This is a genomic window from Microbispora sp. H10836, from assembly GCF_012999525.1.
GTDB lineage: Bacteria > Actinomycetota > Actinomycetes > Streptosporangiales > Streptosporangiaceae > Microbispora.
The window spans coordinates 23,043-42,742 of the sequence record NZ_JABBWU010000024.1 but is presented as its reverse complement, the minus strand read 5'-3'; the positions used below and the strand labels follow the sequence as shown (position 1 = coordinate 42,742).

Genomic DNA, 19,700 nt, shown 5'->3' with positions numbered 1-19,700 from the left:
CGCATCACTGTTGCCGAGAGCAGTCATGGCAACATCGCCGGCGCGCCGGGTGTTCCCGCCTACCGCTGTGGCGAGGACGCCGCGGGCGTCGCGACGCGCCCCAGCCTGGCGGTGATCCAGGCCTGGACGCTCTCGGCCACTCCCGGCTCCCGGTAGAGCGGCGCGCTGTGCTGGGTGCCGGCCATCGTCTTGACGATCATCGGAACCCCGACGGTCTGCAGCGACTCCTTGAGCATCTCGCTCTGGTACGGCGGGACGAACTCCTCAGACGAGTGGATGGTGAGCATGGGCGGGTCGCCGGCCGAGGCGTGGAACGGCACCTCCATGCTCGACCAGACGCGCGGGCACTTGGCGGGCACGCAGCCGCCGGCCAGCTTTATGGCCGCCTTGCGCAGCTTCTGCTGCTCCTTGCTGCCGAACGCGCTGCCGTCCGCGAACGCCGACAGCGGCGAGACGGGCGGGGAGATCCCGACGACCCCGCGCAGGCCCGGCCGCCCGTCGCCGTACGCGCCGACGGCGGTGGCGAGGTGGCCGCCGGCGGAGAAGCCGAGCAGCACATAGCGATTGGGGTCGGCGTTGAACATCGCCGCGTGCCTGCGCACGGCGTTGACGGCGGACATGACGTCGGTGCGCTGGGCCGGCCAGGCCGCGTCGCCCGACAGGCGGTAGTCGAGGTTGACGACGGTGTAGCCGAGCTCGGAGTAGCTGCGGGTGATCGAGGTCATGTACTTCTTGTCGCCCCCGGACCACCAGCCGCCGTGGATCACGAACACGATCGGGCGGCGCGGACCGGCGGTGTGCCACCACACGTCCATGATCTGGCGCGCGTGCGAGCCGTACGCGTAGGTGCGGACCCTCGGGCCGTACGGCGTGGCCGACGGCGAGGGGGATGCCGACGGGGACGGCGAGGGCGACGGGCTCGCGGACGTCGTGGGGGACGGGGCGGGGGAAGCGGAGGGGCGGCGGACGGGGTCGCCCGCCGCGGCCGCCTGGGCGGCGGGCGGAGCGAGTATGAGGGCGGCGAGGGCGGCGGTGCCCATGCCTAAAGCAGTTCGGACCGCGGTGGCCACGGCGTGTTCCTCCCCGATGTTGCGTCGTGCGCCGACCGGTCGCCGGGACACGCTCGGTCGGCTGCTGGAAGGATGATGCCAGTAACAACGTCCGCAACGCATGTCAGGAGCCGCTCCTTGGACGTCCTCGAGGGTCTGGATCCCGAGCAGCGCGAGGTCGCCCAGGCGGTGCGCGGACCGGTGTGCGTGCTCGCCGGGGCGGGGACCGGCAAGACCCGCGCCATCACGCACCGCATCGCCTATGCCGTGCAGACCGGGGTCGTCGAGCCGCAGGGCGTGCTCGCCGTGACCTTCACGACCCGCGCGGCGGGGGAGCTGAAGCAGCGGCTGCGCGGGCTCGGAGCGCCCGGCGTGCAGGCCCGGACCTTCCATGCGGCGGCCCTGCGCCAGCTCAGCTACTTCTGGCCCAGGGTGGTCGGCGGCGACCCGCCGCAGGTGGTCGAGTCGAAGCTGCCGCTGCTCGTGGAGGCGGCCCGGCGCCTGCGCAGGAACCCCGACCGCGGCGAGCTGCGCGACGTCGCGAGCGAGATCGAGTGGGCGAAGGTCACCCAGGTCGGTCCCGAGGACTACCCGGCCGCCGCCGTCAAGGCCCGCCGCACCCCGCCGATCGCGCCCGAGGAGGTGGCGCGGCTGTACGAGGGCTACGAGAGCCTGCGCCGCCAGCGCAACCTCATCGACTTCGAGACGATCCTCGAGCTCACGGCGGCGGTGATGACCGAGCACCGCGAGGTCGCGACCCAGATCCGCCAGCAGTACCGCTACTTCGTGGTCGACGAGTTCCAGGACGTCAACCCGCTGCAGAAGCTGCTGCTCGACACCTGGCTCGGCGGGCGTGACGACGTGTGCGTGGTGGGCGACCCCAACCAGACCATCTACTCGTTCACCGGCGCGACGCCCCACTATCTGACCAACTTCGCCGTCGAGCACCCCTCGGCCGCCGTGATCAGGCTGGTGCGCGACTACCGCTCGACCCCGCAGGTGGTCACGCTGGCCAACCGCGTCATGGCGCGCTCGCCCCACCGGCTGGAACTGGTCGCCCAGCGGCCGGACGGACCCGAGCCGGCCTTCACCGAGTACGACGACGAGCAGGCCGAGGCGCTCGGCGTCGCGCTCACGGTCAAGAAGCTGATGGCGGACGGCGTGCCCACCCGCGAGGTCGCCGTGCTGTTCCGGGTCAATGCCCAGTCCGAGGCGTACGAGCAGGCCTTCACCGACGCCGGCGTGCCGTACCTGCTGCGCGGGGCGGAGCGGTTCTTCGAGCGGCCCGAGGTGCGCCAGGCCGTGGTGCTGCTGCGCGGCGCGGCCCGGTCGGCGGGCGACGAGCCGCTCGCGCCCGCCGTGCACGCGATCCTGTCGGGGATCGGGCTGACCGCCGAGCCGCCCGGGGGCGGCAAGGCCAGGGAGAAGTGGGAGTCGCTCAAGGCGCTCGCCGACCTGGCCGAGGACATGGCGGCCGAGGGCGCCGACCTTCCCCGCTTCGTCGGCGAGCTGGAGCGCAGGGCGATGGAGCAGCACGCGCCGCCGGTCGAGGGCGTGACGCTCGCGTCCCTGCACGCCGCCAAGGGCCTGGAGTGGGACGCGGTCTTCCTCGTCGGCCTGACCGACGGCATGGTCCCGATCGTCTACGCGGAGACGCCGGACCAGGTCGAGGAGGAACGGCGGCTGCTGTACGTCGGGATCACCCGGGCCCGCGAGCACCTGCACCTGTCGTGGGCGCTCGCCCGCTCGCCGGGGGGCCGCCGCGCCCGCAGGCCGTCGCGCTTCCTCGACGGGCTGTCCCCCCGTACGGCGGGCCCGGCCCGGTCCGAGCGGCCCGGGGGAGGGGCCGGCGGACGGGCGAAGCGGTCGGCGGCGCCGCTGCACTGCCGGATCTGCGGCCGGACGCTCGCCGCCGCCGCGGAGCAGAAGCTGGGCCGCTGCGCGACCTGCCCGGCGGACTACGACGAGGCCCTGCTCGAACGGCTCAAGGCGTGGCGCACCGCGGCGGCGAAGGAGGCCAAGGTGCCGGCGTACGTCGTCTTCACGGACGTCACCCTCCAGGCCATCGCCGAGCGGGGGCCCACCTCCGAGGAGGACCTGCTCTCGATCGCCGGAATCGGACGCGTCAAACTTGAGCGGTACGGCGACGCGGTCCTCGAGCTCTGCCGCGGCGCCGACAGTGTTGCCGATAGTGTTACCGACGAGTAATATCCGCGCGTGCTGGAGGCTCCCGTGAACTCGGCCCTGAAGGAGCTGCTGGACCTGCTCGATCTCGAACAGATCGAGCTCGACATCTTCCGGGGGCGCAGCCCGGAGGAGCGCATCCAGCGGGTCTTCGGCGGCCAGGTGGCGGCGCAGGCCCTCGTGGCGGCCGGCCGTACGGTGCCGTCCGACCGGATGGTCCACTCGCTGCACGCCTACTTCATCCGGCCCGGGGACCCGGCCGTCCCGATCGTCTACAACGTGGAGCGGGTGCGCGACGGGCGGTCGTTCACCACCCGGCGCATCACGGCCATCCAGCACGGCAAGGCCATCTTCTCGATGTCGGTGTCGTTCCACATCGACGAGCCGGGCGTGAGCCACCAGGCCGCCCGCATGCCGGAGGTGCCGGCCCCCGAGACCCTGCCGACCTTCCAGAAGCGGATGCTCGACATCGTGGGCGACGAGCCGGGCTGGCGCGAGCTGCTGGCCAAGCCGCGCCCGGTCGACGCGCGGTACGTGAACGCGCTGACCTGGGAGGCCGCCCACGACCCCGCCCTGGTCACCGCCGAGAACAACGTCTGGTTCCGGTACGACGCCGACCTGCCCGACGACCCGCTGCTGCACGTCGTGCTCGCGGCCTACGCCAGCGACTTCACGCTGGTGGACACCGTGCTGCTGGCCCACGGCCTCGCCTGGGGGTCCTCGGCGGTGTCCGGCGCCTCGCTGGACCACGCCATGTGGTTCCACCGGCCCTTCCGGGCCGACGACTGGCTGCTCTACGCCCAGGAGTCGCCCTGGTCCGGGGCGGCCCGCGGGCTCGCCCGCGGGCAGATGTTCACCGCCGCCGGAGACCTGGCCGTATCCGTGGTTCAGGAATGCTTGGTGCGGGTGTCGCCCGCGCTCCATCCCGATGTCACGAAGTCGTGAAAATCGCAGGTAGAAAATAGGTTGCCCGCCCTGCCACGGCGGTTTAGGGTCTTGGACAAGTCAGCCGGACGCTTCGGTCCGGCGATCGCACTGAAATGGAGGTGAGTCCAGTGAGGAACATGACGACATCCCGCACGCTGTGGCTCGCCTCCGCATGCCCGGCCGCCATTGTCATGCCGACGAAACTGCGGCGTGGCGAGGCCGCTCCTGCCCAGGCTCTGATCACCGGAGTCGCGGGCTCGGCCGCCTTCGGCGCGTTCGCCCGCCCGGCCAGCCACGGCAACCCCGCCCACCGTCCGGTCTACGTGAACCGGCCGATGAGCGATGAGCAGATCCGCACCGCCGCTCGCGGCGGTGCGCAGGGTCCGCACGACGCCTGGAGAGGACCAGTCATACCCTGACCGGTCTCCATCTCCGGGCCGCGGATCCGCACCAGGATCCGCGGCCTTCTTGTTTGTCGGCCACGAATCCACACCCCAAAACGAGGACACCCAGACCAAACACTCGAAGAGGTGACGCAGATGGCGGCCCCGGTCATGGACCTGATCGAAGCCGAAATCCCCTGTCGTACCGACCCCGACCTGTGGTTCGCCGAGTCCCCCGAGGACGTGGAGTTCGCCAAGGCGCTCTGCGGCGGCTGCCCGATCCAGAAGGCCTGCCTGGCCCGCGCGCTGGAGCGCGAGGAGCCGTGGGGCGTCTGGGGCGGGGAGCTCATCCTGAGGGGGGTCGTCGTACCCCGCAAGCGTCCCCGTGGGCGCCCGCGCAAGTCTCCCGTCGCCGCCTGACCAGCAATTCCAGCGATTTTCCCGGAAGGAACCGATCCAGATGAGCATCTCCCCGACCACCGCCATGTATCTGAATCAAGAACTGGCGCACGAGCGAATACGGACCCTGCACGAGGAGGCGGCGCAGGAGCGGCTGGCCGGCCGGATCAGGAGCGTGCAGAGAGCACGCCGGCAGGCCGAGCGCGCGTCCCGGCGGCTGAGCTCCGCGCTGGCGCGCATGTGACGCGATAGCGTCCACCGCACCAAATCGTCCGACAGCTCGTTCAGATGGGCGGTCCCCGGCGGGACCGCCCATCGTCGTGCTGTGGGTCGCCCGGCCGCCACCCCGAACCGGTAAAGAAGCGATCACCGGACGCACAGAAGATCGTCTGTCGCGAGAGACCCCCGCGATCGCGGGGTATGAGCCGGAGCGCCCCGGGCCGTACGGCCGTACGGGGCAGGCGGAGCGACGCGCGAGCGGTGGGTGGGACTTGGATGGGCGAGCGGACGCCAGGTGCGGTTGATCACGCGGCGGGCGCGCGAGGGCCTGCCGCCACCGCGCTCGGGATCGGCCTCGTGGCCGCTTTCGTGATCGGACTGTGGGGGCCGGCCGCACCGGGAGCCGAGGCCGCACCGACGCCCGGAGCGTTCCGGGCCCGCCATGCCAACGGCCACGGCCACGGTGAGGGTCATGGTGACGGTCATGGTGACGGAGCGACCCAGATCAGCGGGGGAACCGACACCTCGAACGCGCCCGCCATCAAAAGCCCGGTCAAACAGATATCGGCGGGCCGGCGCAACGTGAACGCGCCCGCGGCCAACAGCGCCGTCACCTTCGCCGGCGTCCAGCAGGTGTCGAGCGTCAGCGTCTTCACCAACACGCTCAACGGCAACTGCAGGAAGGGGATCAACCGCTGCGTGATCAACCAGACCCTGAAGGCGGTGGAGAGCCGGGGCGGCGCAGGCAGATGACGCTCAGGTCAGGGTGAGCGCGCTGTCCTCCGACTCGCCCGCCTCGTCGCCGAAGCCGGGCACCCAGCGCACGACCTCGTCGCGGAAGCGGGCGGTGGCGCCGAGCTGGCACAGCACGCCGACGCCGGCCGCGTGCACGCGGTGGATCAGCACGTAGGACGCGGGCAGGTTGAGCTGGCGGACCACGTTGTTCGACCGCAGGTCGGCCACGGTCGCCGCCTGCTGCCGCAGCCACTCCCTGCTGAAGGCGAACTCCTCGACCCGGGTCGGCTCGACGTACGGTGCGAGGAAGGCCCGCAGGGCGTCGGGATTGATCTCGATGTGCGGGCGGATGAACCCCTCATCGCGCAGCCCGCGCACGACCGTGTCCATGTCGCCCTGGTTGAAGATGCGCGTGAGCCTGCCGAACACGACGGGGTAGCCGCCGGGCATGCGGTTGACCGCGCCGAAGTCCAGCACGCCGAGCCGTCCGTCCTCCATCAGCCGGAAGTTGCCCGGGTGGGGGTCGGCGTGCAGCATTCCGACCCGGGCCGGAGAGCAGAACAGGAAGCGGACGAACAGCAGGCCGGCGTGGTTGCGCTCCTCCTGCGTGCCATCGGTGATGATCTTGGAGAGCGGGGTTCCCGTCATCCACTCGGTGACCAGGATCTGCTCGTTGGCCGCGATCACGGCGGGCACGTGGAAGTCCGGGTCGTCGCGGAACTCCTCGGCGAACGCGTGCTGGGCCTCGGCCTCCTTGAGGTAGTCGAGCTCCTCGGCGACCCGCTCCTTGAGCTCGGCCAGGACCGGCTTGATGTCCAGACCGGGCAACATGGCGCCGAAGAGCTTGCCGAGCCGCGCGAGCTGGTTGAAGTCGGAGATCAGGGCCTTGCCCGCCCCCGGATACTGGATCTTCACGGCGACCGGGCGGCCGTCGTGCCACACGGCGCGGTGCACCTGCCCGATGGACGCCGCGGCGCTCGGCCGGTCGTCGAACTCCAGGAAGTTCTCCCGCCAGTCGTCGCCCAGTTGCTCGGTCAGGACCCGGTGGACGGTGGCGGCCGGAAGCGGCGGCGCGGCCTCCTGCAGGCGCGTCAGCGTCGCCCGGTAGGGCCCGGCGATCTCGGGTGGCAGCGCGGCCTCGAAGATCGACAGGGCCTGCCCGAGCTTCATGGCCCCGCCCTTGAGCTCGCCGAGCACCTTGAAGATCTGGTCGGCCGTACGCCGCTGGATCTCCTGGGTGACGATCTCCGCGGAGGCGCCACCGAGCCGCCTGCCCAGTCCGAGCGCGGTGCGGCCGGCGAACCCGAGGGGGAGTGTCGCGAGCTTTGCCGAGCGGGTCACGGCACGGTGGGGAAGGTCACTCACACGACCATTGTCGGCGATGAAGGGCGCTTTCAACCACAATTTCCGATCGTCCGGCCGCCCGGGCTTCGGCGGTCGCGAGCCTTTCGGGGAAATAGGCCGCGTATGACATTGGTCACACCATTGCTGTTGTGACACGAGTATCCGCGGGTGAGACGCGTGACGGGCCGTATGGCGGCCGTGCGCGGCGCGCGGCCGGCTCAGGCGGAACCGGGCCGGTCCGTACGTCCGGGGGTGCGCGTGACCGGCACGGGCTCCTCGGCGAACCGGGCGGTCCTGGGGTCCCGCTCGTCCCCGAAGCGCCGGGTGAGGATGCCGTACAGCTCCGGCCGCCGCCCCTGCAGCCACCGGCGGCCGGTCGACAGCGGCAGCATTCCGAGATCGAGGCCGGCGACGACCATGTCGTCGCCGGCCGCCGAGGTCTCCTTGACGACCCTGCCGTACGGGTCGAGGATCATGGCGTTGCCTGTGCGGACTCGTCGTCGTCTTGGCCGATCCCGTTGCTGAACAGGATGAACAGGCCGTTGTCGTGGGCGCGCGCGGGCAGCCACCGCATCAGCCACTCGCGTCCGTTCGGCCCGCGCAGCTCGGCCTCGATCGCCTCCGGATCGCTGCTCCTGCGCCGCCACAGCTCCGGCGGGATCGGCTGCATGCCGTGGGGACTGCGAGAGGCGGTGCCACCGGTCTGGTGCGGCGCGAGCAGCACCGAGGCGCTCAGCAGCGCGGTCGCCCGGACGTTCTCCACCAGGTTGTTGTCCCAGCAGATGAGGACGCCCGCGCGGAAGCCCCAGGGCGTATCGAAGACGGTGTAGGAGTCACCGCTGCCGATGGCCTCGTGCTCGAACGCGTGCAGCTATCCGCAATTTCCTGGAGGTGGTCAGGGACGTCTGCGCAGTTTGAGGGGTCGACGAGGTGCCGGCCCCGGCGCGGCGTGCGCGCCGGCCGGGCGGTGGTTCACGCCGCCTGCCCGGGAGCGCGCGGCGCGATCACGGCGGCGCCGATCAGGTCGCTGCGGACGCAGCCGCAGTCGGGGTGCGGCTCGCAGGCGCGGTGCCGCCAGCGCCATCCGGGCGACACCTCCAGCAGGCCCTCCGGCACGCGTCCCTCGTCGAGATAGGCCAGAGCCTGACCCGCCGCCTGCGCGGCCACGAGACAGGACAGCACGACGTCGCAGGCGATCTCGCCCGCCGGATAACCCCCGAGCCGGGCGCCCACGAGGGGCCAGGACGGGTCCCGGTCGCGGCGGGTGAGATCGAGGCAGCGCAGGCAGGGGGTGAGCCCGGGGACGACGAAGGGCCCAACCGAGCCGTGGCCCTCGAACGCGCAGACGAGCAGGTGCGCCACCCCCTCGGTCACGATCTCGTGGACCAGCGTGGCGTCGAGCGGGGCGGCGGGCGCGAGGATCACGAGATCCGGGTGCACACCGCCGTCGGACAGGCGGGAGGCGGCCCGGCCGGGCCAGGCGTTGACGGCGGGGGACATCCGCCGGGCCGCGAGCACGGCGGCCTCCTCGCGGGTCATCCCCGTCTCCGCGCGGCCGATTCCGCCCGGGACCACGTCGCCCGCGGTGGCCGTGCCGGGATCGACCACGCAGATGTGGCCCACTCCGGCGGCGGCGAGCAGGCTGACGACCCGGGCGCCGACCCGGCCCGCGCCGTACACGCGAACCCGCGCCGCCCTGCGCGCGGACAGGGCGCTCATGCCGCCGTCGGTGGCGGTCAGCGACAGCCTGTCCAAGTCGGGACGGAGGCGGTCCCGATCGGCCAGAGGCAGGTCCGCCAGGGGCTCCGGCCGGGCCGCGGCGTCCTCGATCAGGCCGTGTGCGGCGAGCCGGGCGACCACCTCCTGGGCGGCGGACTCGTCGAGGCCGCTCCCGGCCACCGCCTGCCGGAGGGTGCGGGTGCCGTCCAGGCCGTCGATCAGGCGGCGCACGGGCGGCTCGACACCGGTCAGCACGACGGCCCGCAGCGGATGGACGCCGAACTGCAGCGTGCGGCCGTCCCGCTCGATCCGGCGCAGGACGGGCTTCAGACGAGGTCTCATAGTCGCCAGACCATGCCATACACCGGCCGGGCCGGGCGCCGGAACCAGCGGGGCTGTGGATAATTACCGGGGTGTTCGTGGTTGGTGAATATCCGCAACCCCGTAGTTTTCACGCCCGCAAGGTCACGTTCGCCCGATTGACCAGGGAGAACGTGTATCACCCCCTGTGGAATTCGGCGCGTGTCGGCTACCTTTCATATGTGCCCCCCGAGACAGTCGAGGTTCGTCGGAGCGCACGACGGCGGCGAACCGTTTCCGCGTACCGCGATGGAGACAAGACCATCGTGTTGCTTCCGGCCGGTCTGAGCACGACCGACGAGGAGCAATGGGTACGCCGCATGCTCGACCGCCTAGCGGCCAAGGAGCAGCGAAGACGCCCGAGCGACGACGACCTGCTCGAACGGGCGACGGAGCTCTCCGCGCGCTACCTCGACGGCAAGGCCATGCCGGCCAGCGTGCGGTGGGTGGAGAACCAGCTCCACAGATGGGGTTCGTGCACGCCCGACCACGGCACGATCAGGCTGTCGGCCCGGCTGCGGGGCATGCCGGCCTGGGTCGTCGACTACGTCATCATGCACGAGCTCGTCCACCTGCTCGTGCCGAGTCACGGCCCGCGGTTCTGGGCCCTCGTCGAGCGCTATCCCCGGGCGGAACGCGCGCGGGGCTTCCTGGAGGGCTTCTCGATGGCGGCCAACGGCGCCCCGGAGGAGTGTTGACCCGGATCGCCGCGGTGCTGGTCACGCCGGGCATGGCGGACGCGGCTCCGCCCGGCGTCGATCCGGCCGCGTTCCTGACGGCGATCGCCGAGGACACCTACGAGATGGTCGCCGGGCTCGAACTGGTGCGGCCGGTGATCCTGTCGGCCGGAGTGCCGGGGCTCGAGGACATCGCCTGGCCGGGCACGCCCGTCCTGCCTATCGCCTCTCCCGCCGACGCGTTCGCGGCGCTTCCACCGGGGGAGGAGGCGGTGGTCGTCGGTGCCGACGCCCCCGACCTGCCGCCCCTGCTGATCGGGAAGCTCTTCCGGGAACTCGGCCGGGCGCACCTCGCGGTCTGCCCGGCGGAGGGCGGCGGCGCGGTCGCCGTGGCGGCGCGGCTGCCGGTCCCCGGCTGGGCCGCGCCGGATCTCGACGAGCCCGACGTCGTCGCGGCGATGCGCCGCAGGGCGCCCGGTCCCCGCATGGTCGCCACGGGTCCCGGCTGGCACCGGCTCAGGAAGCCGCAGGACGTGGCCCGCCTCGACCCCGGCCTCGAAGGCTGGGACAACACCCGGGCCCTGCTGACCTGAGTCACAGGCGTCCGGGCAGGCGGAGTTCGGCGAACAACGCCCGGTGGTCGCTGCCCGGGACCGTGTGGACCCCGGTCCGCACGGCCGACGCCCTCCGGTCGTACATCACATGGTCGATCGTGATCAACGGCGGGTACCGCCGGTTCGCCGGCCAGGTGGTGGTCAGGCCGTCGCCGGTCGCGTCGGCCGCGTCCGCGTAACCCCGCCCGAGCACCGCGCGCAGGGCCGAGTGGTCGAGGCTCGCGTTGAAGTCACCGGCCAGGACGCGTACGACGCCGGGGGAAGCGGCCGGGAGCGCCGCCAGCTCGGCGGTCCACTGGGCGACGTCACCATTGCTCAGCGGCGCGAGCGTGTGCACGTCGACGATCTCCACAGGCGGCCCGGACGGCAGGGCGAGGCGAGCCCTCGGCATGTTGTGACCGCCCTCGGGCGCGAAGCCGGGCGCCTTCGTCAGGGGATGGCGCGCGTATATCCCGCTGCCCGAGGGCCCGGGCCCGTCCTCCAGGTGCCGGTACGGCAGGAGCCTCCCCAGGCCCGCCGCGTCCAGCGCCCCGACGGCCTCGGGAGTGAGCTCCTGGGTGGTGAGCACGTCCGGTTCGAGCCCGCGTACGAGGTCCACCACGGTCGCGGCGTCGCCGCTGCCGTAGAAGAGGTTGACCGTGAGGATCCGCAGCGACGGCCCGGTGGCCGTGGGGGCCGTTTCGGCCGCGCGGGGCAGGACCACGGCCGCCAGCAGGACCGACGACGCCGCCGCCACCGCGATCACGGCCGGGCGGCGGGCGGCCAGCGCGACCAGGACCGCCGCGAGCGACGCGGCCGCGACGTGCGGCGTGCCTGTCATCAGCGCGACGGCGGCTCCCCCGATGCGATCGACGCCGGCGAGCCGGGCCGCGGCCCAGAGCGCGAACGGCGCCGCCGCGACCCACGCCAGGCGCGGGGAGACCCGCAGCCCGCGGCGCGGGGGAGAGACGATCTCGCCGCCCACGTCCAGCTTCGTCATGGGGGTGACCCTAGCCACCGGTTGTGCGACGCGGTGTGAGGGAGACGTGCACGAACCGTGCAGAAGTCAGGCGCGGCACAGGGACCGGGCGCGGCGGGCCAGGCGCCGGGTGGCCTCGTCGCTCAGCTCCGGGATCTCCTCCACCGGGAACCAGCGCAGGTCGAGGGACTCCTCGCTGATCACCGCCTCGGCCCCCGGCGGCGCGACCGCGCCGTACTCGACGTCGAGATGCCAGCTGTGCGGCGGGTGGCACCAGACCTTGTGCCGGTCGAGGGCGAGCGGCCCGTCCAGCAGGACCAGCCCGGGGATGCCCGACTCCTCGGTGGCCTCGCGCAGGGCGACCTGCGCGAGCGTGGTGTCGGACCTCTCGCAGTGCCCGCCCATCGGCAGCCACATCCCGGCCTTGGGGTGCAGGGTCAGCAGCACCCGTTCGCCGTCGTGCGACAGCACGGCCGTCGTCGCCGTGAGGTGGCCGGGAGCGCACTCGCGCCACATCGCGTCGTCGTGGTCGCGCAGGTGCGTCAGGAACTCCTCGCGGAGCCCCTCCTCCTCGGGGGTGGGCGCGACCCATCCGGCCAGTACGGCGTGCGCGTCACGGTGCAGGCTCACCGGCGCAGCCTACCGACAGCCGGCGGACTCCTACTTGCCGGTCTCCTCCGGGCCCCGCTCTCCGGGCTCCCCGGGCTCTCCGGGCTCGTCCAAGGCGGACAGGTCGAACTCGGCCTCGCCCTTCACGAACGACTCGGGGTTGTCCAGGTCGTCCGCCGTCGGCATCAGGTCGGGGTGACCCCAGACGGCGTCCCGGCCCTCGATCCCGCGCTCGTCGCCCAGGGCCTTCCACAGGGCCGCCGCCTCACGCAGCCGTCTCGGGCGCAGCTCGAGGCCCACCAGCGTGGCGAAGGTCCGCTCGGCCGGGCCACCCGTGGCACGGCGGCGCCGCAGCGTCTCGGCCAGGGCCACGGCGGACGGGAGCTTGCCCTGGGCGGCGGCGTCGACCACCGTGGCCACCCAGCCCTCGACCAGCGCGAGCGCGGTCTCCAGGCGGGTGAGCGCGGCCTTCTGCCGCTCGGTCTCCTCGGGCTTGAGCAGCTCGCCGCCCCCCAGGACCTCCTGGATCCGCTCCGGGTCGCTGAGGTCGAGCCCCTGCAGCTTGTCCTGCAGGGCGGACACGTCCACCGTGATGCCCTGGGCGTACTCCTCGACCGTGCCGAGCAGGTGCGCCCGCAGCCACGGGACGTGCTGGAAGAGCCGGTGGTGCGCCGCCTCGCGCAGCGCCAGGTAGAGCCGGATCTCGTCCGAGGGCGTCTCCAGGCCGCTGCTGAAGGCGGCGACGCCCCCGGGCAGCAGGGCGGCGGTGTCGGACAGGGGCAGGCCGATGTCGGAGGAGCCGACCACCTCGCGGGCGAGCGAGCCGAGGGCCTGGCCGATCTGCTGGCCGACCATCATGCTGCCCATCTGCCTGAGCATGCCCATGAGCGGCCCGGCCATGGCCTGTGCCTCGGGGGGCAGGCCCGCCCCGCCGAGCGTGCCGCCCATCGTCTCCACCATCTGGGCGGCGACGGGATCGCACAGCTGCTTCCAGACCGGGATCGTCTTCTCGATCCACTCCGACCGGCTCCAGGCCTGCGGGACGCTCACGCCGCTCGGCAGCGTGGTCACCTCGTTGAGCCACAGGTCGGCCAGGTTGAGGGCCTCGACGATCTGGCGTCGCTCGCCCTCCATGACGCTCGGATCGCCCTCGGCGACCACGGCGTGCCGTGCGATGTTCTTCGCCATGTCCCAGTTGACGGGCCCGGCCTCCGGGGAGGCGGACAGCATGTCGGCGAACTGCCGCATGGCCGCGGCGATCTGCTCCGGGCTGCCGAACATGGCGAACGGATTGTCATTGGGGTCGTTTTCGCGACCTGGCAGGTCAGTCACCGCGCCACCTCGTGCAGGATGGAGGAGTCCACATCCGCCACGTTATCCGCCGTGGGGCGGATCAGTGCAAAGTGAGGACCTCGTGCCTACCTCGAAACGCCTGCGTCCCCCCGTCGTCGCCGTCACCGGCGCCGCCTCCGGTCTCGGCCGGGCGTTCCTCGCGAAGGTGGCCTCGTCTGCGGAATTCCGCCGTGTGGTGGCCATCGACGAACAACGCGGCGACGTCCCGGACGTCACCTGGCGGGTCCTCGACATTCGTGATCCGCTCTTGGCGAACCGGATCTCCGATGTGGACGTCCTGGTGCATCTCGGCATGGACGAGTCGCTCGACACCGATCCCGCCGAGCGCCGCCGCTACAACCTGCGCGCCGCCCAGACCGTGCTCACGGCCTGCGCCGCGGCCAGGGTGCGGCGGGTCGTGCTCGTGACGAGCGCCATGGTGTACGGCGCCGCCGCCGACAACCCGGTGCCCCTGCCCGAGGACGCCCCGGTCGCGGCCGAGCCCGACACCGGCCTGGTGGGCGACCACCTGGAGATCGAGGCGCTGGTACGGCGGTCGCTGCGGGCGCACCCGGGCCTTGAGGTGACCGTGCTGCGGCCCGCCGCCCTGGTCGGGCCGGGCGTCGACACGGTCATCACCCGCCACTTCGAGGCGCCCCGGCTGCTGGTGGTGAAGGGCTGCCTGCCGCGCTGGCAGTTCTGCCACGTCGACGACCTGGTCTCCGCGCTGGAGGCCGCCGCCCTGGGCAGGGTCGGCGGGGTCGTGGCGGTCGGCTCGGAGGGCTGGCTGGAGATGGAGCAGGTGGAGGAGATCTCCGGCCTGAAGCGGTTCGAGCTGCCCGCGGGTGTGACGTTCGGCACCGCGCAGCGGCTGCACCGGCTCGGCATCACGCCGACCGCCGCGACCGACCTCCACTACGTCGTCTATCCCTGGGTGGTCGACGGCGTGGCGCTGCGGGAGGCGGGCTGGAAGGCGGCCTGGACCAACGAGGCGGTCCTGCGTGAACTGCTCGAACTGTCCGCGGGCAGGCACGCCGTCGTCGGCCGCCGCCTGTCGGGCAAGGAGGCCACGATCACCGCCGCGGGCGCGACCGTCGCGGTCATCGGCACGGCCGCGATCGTCCGCGCCGCCCGCCGCAAGCGCCGCACCTGACTGCGCCGCATCTGATCCTGCTCAGGCACTAATCTCGGACCGTGGACGTCATCCGATTGCTGGGCATTCGCGACACCCCGCTGTCCGTGGACGAGGTGCTGGGCGCGGTGGAGGACCACGCGGCGGGAGGCACGGCGGTGTTCGTCGGCACGGTGCGCGAGCAGGACGGCGGCAGGCCGGTGACGCTCCTGTCGTATTCGGCGCACCCGTCCGCCGAGGAGCAGTTGCGCAGGGTCGCGGAGAAGGTGGCGGCCGACCACCGGGTGACGGCGCTGGCGGCCGTCCACCGGGTGGGCGACCTGCGCTTGGGGGAGATCGCCGTCGTCGTGGCGGCCGCCTGCCCGCACCGCGGCGAGGCGTTCGAGGCCTGCCGCAGACTGATCGACGACCTCAAGCACGAGGTGCCCATCTGGAAGCACCAGGTGTTCGCCGACGGGGGCGCCGAGTGGGTCGGCGCCTGCGATTAGCGCGACGCGGAACGCATAGAGTTCGTCCATGTCCCGACGCGCTCTGACCCTTCTGGTCGCGGGTTTCCTCGCGCTCGCGTTGGCCGTGATCGGCGCCATGCTCCCCGTGCCGTACGTCGTGCTGAGCCCGGGCCCCACCGAGAACACGATCGGGGACGTCAAGGGCAAACCGGTCATCGCGATCTCGGGCCGCGAGACCTACCCCACACAGGGCAGGCTGAGCCTGGTCACCGTGGCCTACCAGGGCGGGCCGGACAACCGTCTCGACCTGATCACCGCGCTGCGCGGCTGGCTCGACCCGACGATCGCCGTGGTGCCGGAGGAGACGCTGTTCCCGAAGTCGACCTCGGCCGAGCAGGTCGAGGAGCAGAACGTCCAGGAGATGACCGACTCGCAGCAGTCGGCCACCGCCGCCGCGCTGAACGCGCTGAAGATCCCCATCGAGAAAGTGGTCACGGTCGCGCAGACCGACAAGGGGACGCCGGCCGACGGGAAGCTCAAGCCCGGAGACGAGATCACGGCGGTGGACGGCGCCGCGGTGGGCGAGCTCGGGTCCGTCGCGGCGTCCGTGCAACGCCACAAGCCGGGAGAGCCGGTGACGTTCACCGTGCGGCGCGGCGGCGCCTCGACCGAGGTGCCGGTCGGCACGGTGGCGGGCAAGGACGGCAAGGCCAGGGTCGGCGTGCAGATGCGGGCGAGCTACCGGTTCCCGTTCAAGGTCGACATCAGCGTCGGCGAGGTCGGCGGGCCGAGCGCCGGACTGATGTTCTCACTGGGCATCTACGACAAGCTGACACCCGGGGCGCTCACCGGGGGCATGTCGATCGCCGGCACCGGGACGATCGACCCGGCCGGCAACGTCGGCCCGATCGGCGGGATCGAGCAGAAGATGGTCGGCGCGCGCCGGGCCGGCGCCACGGTCTTCCTCACGCCCGCGGGCAACTGCGCGGCCGCCGTCAAGGCCGTGCCCTCCGGGCTGCGCCTGGTGCGGGTCGAGACGCTGGACGGCGCGATCAAGGCGATCGACTCCCTGCGCGGCCGCTCGGGCGTGGTCCCCTCCTGCCCGGCCGCCTGAGCGTACGCGGGGGGCGCGTGGCCTGTGACCTGCCGGTCTTGGCTGTGAGCGGCATCGTGATAACGATCAGATCCGTTACCACGACCGCGCTCCTCGCAGTGTAGGTTTCCTAGCACGGACCGTTGCCCTCTGACAATCCTGGCCCTACACAATCCGAGACAAGGGGTTGAGCGTTGAGCTTCCGGAGCCCCGGAGCCGGACGGGCGGTGCGCTTGCCCCGACGGCCGCGCCTTCTGATACCCGTACTTATCGCCGTCGTGGCGATCGTCGTGTTACTGCTGATCTTCTCGGGAATCTACACCGACTACCTTTGGTACGACTCGGTGAGCTTCTCCTCGGTGTTCTCCACGCTGCTGCTCACCCAGGTGGTGCTGTTCGTCGTGGGCGCCGCCCTGATGATCGTCATCGTGGGCGGCAACATGGTGCTCGCGCACCGCACCCGGCCGATGTTCGGGCCGGGCATGTTCGGGGCGCCGCAGGGCGCCGACCGCTACCGGGTCGCACTCGATCCGCACCGGCGGATGGTCTTCCTGGTCGGCATGGCCGTGCTGGCCCTGTTCACGGGGTCGTCCACGGCCGGGCAGTGGGGGACCTGGCTGAAGTTCGTGAACCGGACGCCCTTCAACGAGAAGGACGCGCAGTTCGGCATCGACCTGTCGTTCTTCGTGTTCACGATTCCGTTCCTGCGGATGCTGCTGAACTTCCTGTTCACGGCCGTGATCCTGTCGATCATCGCGGCCGTGGTCGTGCACTACCTGTACGGCGGGTTCCGGATCTCCTCGCCCGGTGGGGTGCACGCCACCCGGGCCGCCAGGGCGCACCTGTCGGTGCTGCTCGGCGTGTTCGTCCTGCTCAAGGCCGCGGCCTACTGGCTCGACAGGTACAGCCTGGTCTTCTCCGACCGCGGGAAGACGTTCGGCGCGTCGTACACCGACGTGCACGCGGTGCTCCCGGCCAAGGGGATCCTCGCGGTCATCTCCCTCATCTGCGCGCTGATCTTCTTCGCCGGCGTCATCCGGCCCGGCGGGATGTTCCCCGGCGTGGCGTTCGGGCTGCTCGTGCTGTCGGCCGTCCTGATTGGCACCGTGTATCCCTCGCTGGTCGAGCAGTTCCAGGTCAAGCCGAACCAGCAGAGCAAGGAGCAGGCGTACATCCAGCGGAACATCGACGCGACTCGAAAAGCGTACGGAGTCGATACGGCGAAGGTCACGGAGTACAGCGCCAAGACCGACGCGGACGCCTCCGTGCTGCAGACCGAGGCGTCGGCCATCCCCGGCATGCGCCTGCTCGACCCCAGCCTGCTGTCGCCGACGTTCCAGCAGAAGCAGCAGATCCGCGGCTACTACCAGTTCCCCGAGCAGCTCGACATCGACAGGTATCCCGTCGACGGCAAGCCGCGCGACACGGTGGTGGCGGTCCGCGAGATCGGCCGCCCGCCGGACGGGCAGCGCAACTGGATCAACGACCACCTGGTCTACACGCACGGCTTCGGCTTCGTCGCCGCGCCGGGCAACAAGGTGGACAGCAGCGGCCTGCCGGAGTTCAGCGAGCGCGACATCCCGCCGGTCGGAGACCTCGGCGACTACGAGCCCCGCATCTACTTCGGTGAGAACTCGCCCGACTACTCGATCGTCGGCGGGCCCGGCTCGGCCAGGCCCATCGAGCTGGACTACCCCCAGCAGGGTCAGGCGGGCGCCGACCAGCCGAACAACACCGGCCAGGTCAACAACACCTACGAGGGCAAGGGCGGCGTCTCCGTCGGGAACTTCTTCCGCCGGCTGCTCTACGCGGTGAAGTACGGCGAGACCAACCTGCTGCTCAACTCGAACATCAACGACGAGTCCCGCATCCTCTACAACCGTGAGCCGGTGCAGCGCATCCAGCAGGTCGCGCCGTTCCTCACGCTGGACCGCGACCCGTACCCGTCCGTGGTGGACGGGCGGATCGTGTGGATCGTGGACGCGTACACGACCTCCGACTCCTACCCCTACTCGGAGCGCAAGAGCCTGGAGTCGCTGACCACCGACGTCCAGAGCAGCAGGCTCGGCGTGCCGCAGGTGCCCAGGGACGAGGTCAACTACATCCGCAACTCGGTCAAGGCCACCGTGGACGCCTACGACGGCACCGTGACCCTGTACGCCTGGGACGAGTCCGACCCGGTGCTGAAGACCTGGCAGAAGGCCTTCGGCGGGGTCGTCAAGCCGGCCTCGCAGATCAGCCAGGGGCTGCGCGCCCACCTGCGCTACCCGGCCGACCTGTTCAAGGCGCAGCGGGAGATCCTGACCTCCTACCACGTCACCGACGCCAACGCGTTCTTCAGCGGCCAGGACTTCTGGAAGGTCCCGGAGGACCCGGCGACCGGCAAGAGCAAGCAGCCGCCGTACTACGTGACGATGAAGATGCCGGGCAGCGACACCGAGCGCTTCTCACTCACGACCACGTTCGTGCCCAACCAGCGGCAGAACATGGCGGCGTTCATGGCGGTCGACGCGACGGCCACCACGCCGAACCCCCCACTGGAGATCCTCCAGCTGCCGAGCACGACGGCCATCCAGGGTCCGCCACAGGCGCAGAACCTGTTCGAGTCGAACACCACGGTGTCGACCGAGCTGAACCTGCTGCGCGGCGGCGGCACCGACGTGCTGTACGGCAACCTGCTCACGCTGCCGTTCGGCGGCGGGCTCCTGTACGTCGAGCCGGTCTACATCCAGCCGCGTGCGGAAACCTCGGGCAAGTACCCGACCCTGCGCCGGGTGCTCGTGCTGTACGGCGAGAAGGTCGGCTTCGGCGCCACGCTGAGCGACGCGCTGGAGCAGGTGTTCGGCGGCACGGTGGCCAGGCCGCCGGAACAGAGACCCGACCAGACGGCGAACCAGCCGCCCGGCCAGGTCACGCCGCCGGAGAACGTCCCGGCGCTGACGTCGGCGCTCGACCGGGCCCAGCGGGCGTACGAGGACTCGCAGAAGGCGCTGTCGGCGAACCCGCCCGACTGGAAGGCGTACGGTGACGCGCAGACCTCGCTCAAGAAGGCGCTGGACGACCTGGCGAAGGTGAAGGGCGCGGTGCCCGCCGCGACGGCGTCTCCGGCCCCGAGCGCGAGTCCGAGCGCCGGCGCCAGCCCGGGTGGGAGTCCACCGGCCAGTGCGACTCCCAGCCCCGCACCGAGCGGCTGAACCCTCCGGAGCCCCGCGCCCCACACGGCGCGGGGCTCCGGTTTGCCTCCCGCCCGATACCGGGATAACCTCGTAGAGCCGACGCGGGGTGGAGCAGCTCGGTAGCTCGCTGGGCTCATAACCCAGAGGTCGCAGGTTCAAATCCTGTCCCCGCTACCAAATGGAAGCCCTCGAACCCATGGGTTCGAGGGCTTCTTCATGTTCGATGGCCGGTAACCGGCCATGGTGCAAGCCGTTAGGCGCCGAATCGGCGTGTTCACGACGACCATGCTGGACCGGCTTGTCAGGGCGATGATTCACGATCACGCGCCACCTGAGTGGAT

20 protein-coding genes and 1 tRNA gene are annotated in these 19,700 nt (G+C 71.6%); 13 read left to right on the top strand and 8 right to left on the bottom strand.

Annotation, left to right across the window (positions count from 1 at the left end; translation table 11 throughout):
* Positions 1–59 precede the first annotated feature (59 nt).
* Positions 60–1,040, bottom strand: a complete 981-nt coding sequence (locus HHX30_RS33300) for an alpha/beta hydrolase (protein WP_169987131.1) — start codon at positions 1,038–1,040, stop codon at positions 60–62.
* Between the two features lie 147 nt (positions 1,041–1,187).
* Between HHX30_RS33300 and HHX30_RS33295 the strand changes: the two genes are divergently transcribed.
* The 6 genes from HHX30_RS33295 to HHX30_RS33270 all read left to right on the top strand — a co-directional run bounded on the left by HHX30_RS33295 (position 1,188) and on the right by HHX30_RS33270 (position 5,914).
* The gene (locus tag HHX30_RS33295; protein ID WP_396706177.1) at positions 1,188–3,257 is read left to right on the top strand and encodes an ATP-dependent DNA helicase UvrD2; all 2,070 of its coding nucleotides are present in this window, start codon (positions 1,188–1,190) and stop codon (positions 3,255–3,257) included.
* Between the two features lie 24 nt (positions 3,258–3,281).
* The gene (locus HHX30_RS33290) at positions 3,282–4,178 is read left to right on the top strand and encodes an acyl-CoA thioesterase II (RefSeq protein ID WP_169987267.1); all 897 of its coding nucleotides are present in this window, start codon (positions 3,282–3,284) and stop codon (positions 4,176–4,178) included.
* A gap of 119 nt (positions 4,179–4,297) precedes the next feature.
* Complete coding sequence (locus tag HHX30_RS33285) at positions 4,298–4,579, top strand: hypothetical protein (RefSeq protein ID WP_169987127.1); 282 nt, start codon at positions 4,298–4,300, stop codon at positions 4,577–4,579.
* 120 nt (positions 4,580–4,699) lie between these two features.
* A complete protein-coding gene (locus tag HHX30_RS33280) occupies positions 4,700–4,963 on the top strand; it encodes a WhiB family transcriptional regulator (RefSeq protein ID WP_079315495.1) in 264 nt (87 codons plus the stop codon).
* 40 nt (positions 4,964–5,003) lie between these two features.
* A complete protein-coding gene (locus HHX30_RS33275) occupies positions 5,004–5,186 on the top strand; it encodes a hypothetical protein (protein ID WP_169987078.1) in 183 nt (60 codons plus the stop codon).
* 251 nt (positions 5,187–5,437) lie between these two features.
* Positions 5,438–5,914 carry a hypothetical protein gene (locus HHX30_RS33270; protein WP_169987125.1) on the top strand — a complete coding sequence of 159 codons (477 nt, stop codon included), beginning with the start codon at positions 5,438–5,440 and terminating at the stop codon, positions 5,912–5,914.
* A gap of 3 nt (positions 5,915–5,917) precedes the next feature.
* On the opposite strand, the gene HHX30_RS33265 is transcribed toward HHX30_RS33270, so the two are convergent.
* The 4 genes from HHX30_RS33265 to HHX30_RS33255 all read right to left on the bottom strand — a co-directional run bounded on the left by HHX30_RS33265 (position 5,918) and on the right by HHX30_RS33255 (position 9,301).
* Positions 5,918–7,261, bottom strand: coding sequence for an AarF/ABC1/UbiB kinase family protein (locus HHX30_RS33265; RefSeq protein WP_169987123.1), 1,344 nt, complete (start codon positions 7,259–7,261; stop codon positions 5,918–5,920).
* Positions 7,262–7,458: 197 nt separating this feature from the next.
* Positions 7,459–7,716, bottom strand: coding sequence for a hypothetical protein (locus tag HHX30_RS40945; protein ID WP_211592975.1), 258 nt, complete (start codon positions 7,714–7,716; stop codon positions 7,459–7,461).
* Positions 7,713–8,111: a nitrilase-related carbon-nitrogen hydrolase gene (locus HHX30_RS40940; RefSeq protein WP_211593003.1), complete on the bottom strand. Its 399-nt coding sequence runs from the start codon at positions 8,109–8,111 to the stop codon at positions 7,713–7,715. Before HHX30_RS40940 ends, HHX30_RS40945 begins: the two co-directional genes overlap by 4 nt.
* Before the next feature lie 101 nt (positions 8,112–8,212).
* On the bottom strand, positions 8,213–9,301 hold the full coding sequence (locus HHX30_RS33255; protein WP_169987121.1) for a ThiF family adenylyltransferase: 1,089 nt from the start codon (positions 9,299–9,301) through the stop codon (positions 8,213–8,215).
* A 200-nt stretch (positions 9,302–9,501) separates the two neighbouring features.
* Between HHX30_RS33255 and HHX30_RS33250 the strand changes: the two genes are divergently transcribed.
* Positions 9,502–10,017 (top strand): M48 family metallopeptidase, encoded by a 516-nt coding sequence (locus tag HHX30_RS33250; RefSeq protein ID WP_169987119.1) that lies wholly within the window; start codon positions 9,502–9,504, stop codon positions 10,015–10,017.
* Positions 10,014–10,589 (top strand): DUF2064 domain-containing protein, encoded by a 576-nt coding sequence (locus tag HHX30_RS33245; RefSeq protein WP_211592974.1) that lies wholly within the window; start codon positions 10,014–10,016, stop codon positions 10,587–10,589. The genes HHX30_RS33250 and HHX30_RS33245 overlap by 4 nt, the downstream gene beginning before the upstream one ends.
* Before the next feature lies 1 nt (position 10,590).
* Here HHX30_RS33245 and HHX30_RS33240 read toward each other — a convergent pair whose 3' ends face one another.
* The 3 genes from HHX30_RS33240 to HHX30_RS33230 all read right to left on the bottom strand — a co-directional run bounded on the left by HHX30_RS33240 (position 10,591) and on the right by HHX30_RS33230 (position 13,509).
* The gene (locus HHX30_RS33240) at positions 10,591–11,589 is read right to left on the bottom strand and encodes an endonuclease/exonuclease/phosphatase family protein (RefSeq protein ID WP_169987117.1); all 999 of its coding nucleotides are present in this window, start codon (positions 11,587–11,589) and stop codon (positions 10,591–10,593) included.
* Between the two features lie 66 nt (positions 11,590–11,655).
* Positions 11,656–12,198, bottom strand: coding sequence for an NUDIX hydrolase (locus HHX30_RS33235; protein ID WP_169987115.1), 543 nt, complete (start codon positions 12,196–12,198; stop codon positions 11,656–11,658).
* Positions 12,199–12,228: 30 nt separating this feature from the next.
* Positions 12,229–13,509 (bottom strand): zinc-dependent metalloprotease, encoded by a 1,281-nt coding sequence (locus HHX30_RS33230; RefSeq protein WP_396706168.1) that lies wholly within the window; start codon positions 13,507–13,509, stop codon positions 12,229–12,231.
* A gap of 82 nt (positions 13,510–13,591) precedes the next feature.
* Between HHX30_RS33230 and HHX30_RS33225 the strand changes: the two genes are divergently transcribed.
* From HHX30_RS33225 to HHX30_RS33205, 5 genes are all read left to right on the top strand, one after another.
* Positions 13,592–14,662, top strand: a complete 1,071-nt coding sequence (locus tag HHX30_RS33225; protein ID WP_311922972.1) for an NAD-dependent epimerase/dehydratase family protein — start codon at positions 13,592–13,594, stop codon at positions 14,660–14,662.
* 41 nt (positions 14,663–14,703) lie between these two features.
* Positions 14,704–15,129 (top strand): molybdenum cofactor biosynthesis protein MoaE, encoded by a 426-nt coding sequence (locus tag HHX30_RS33220; protein WP_169987110.1) that lies wholly within the window; start codon positions 14,704–14,706, stop codon positions 15,127–15,129.
* Between the two features lie 28 nt (positions 15,130–15,157).
* Positions 15,158–16,204 (top strand): PDZ domain-containing protein, encoded by a 1,047-nt coding sequence (locus tag HHX30_RS33215; protein WP_169987108.1) that lies wholly within the window; start codon positions 15,158–15,160, stop codon positions 16,202–16,204.
* A gap of 206 nt (positions 16,205–16,410) precedes the next feature.
* Complete coding sequence (locus HHX30_RS33210; protein ID WP_311922971.1) at positions 16,411–19,377, top strand: UPF0182 family protein; 2,967 nt, start codon at positions 16,411–16,413, stop codon at positions 19,375–19,377.
* Positions 19,378–19,459: 82 nt separating this feature from the next.
* A tRNA-Met gene (locus HHX30_RS33205) sits at positions 19,460–19,536 on the top strand.
* The last annotated feature ends 164 nt before the right edge of the window (positions 19,537–19,700 follow it).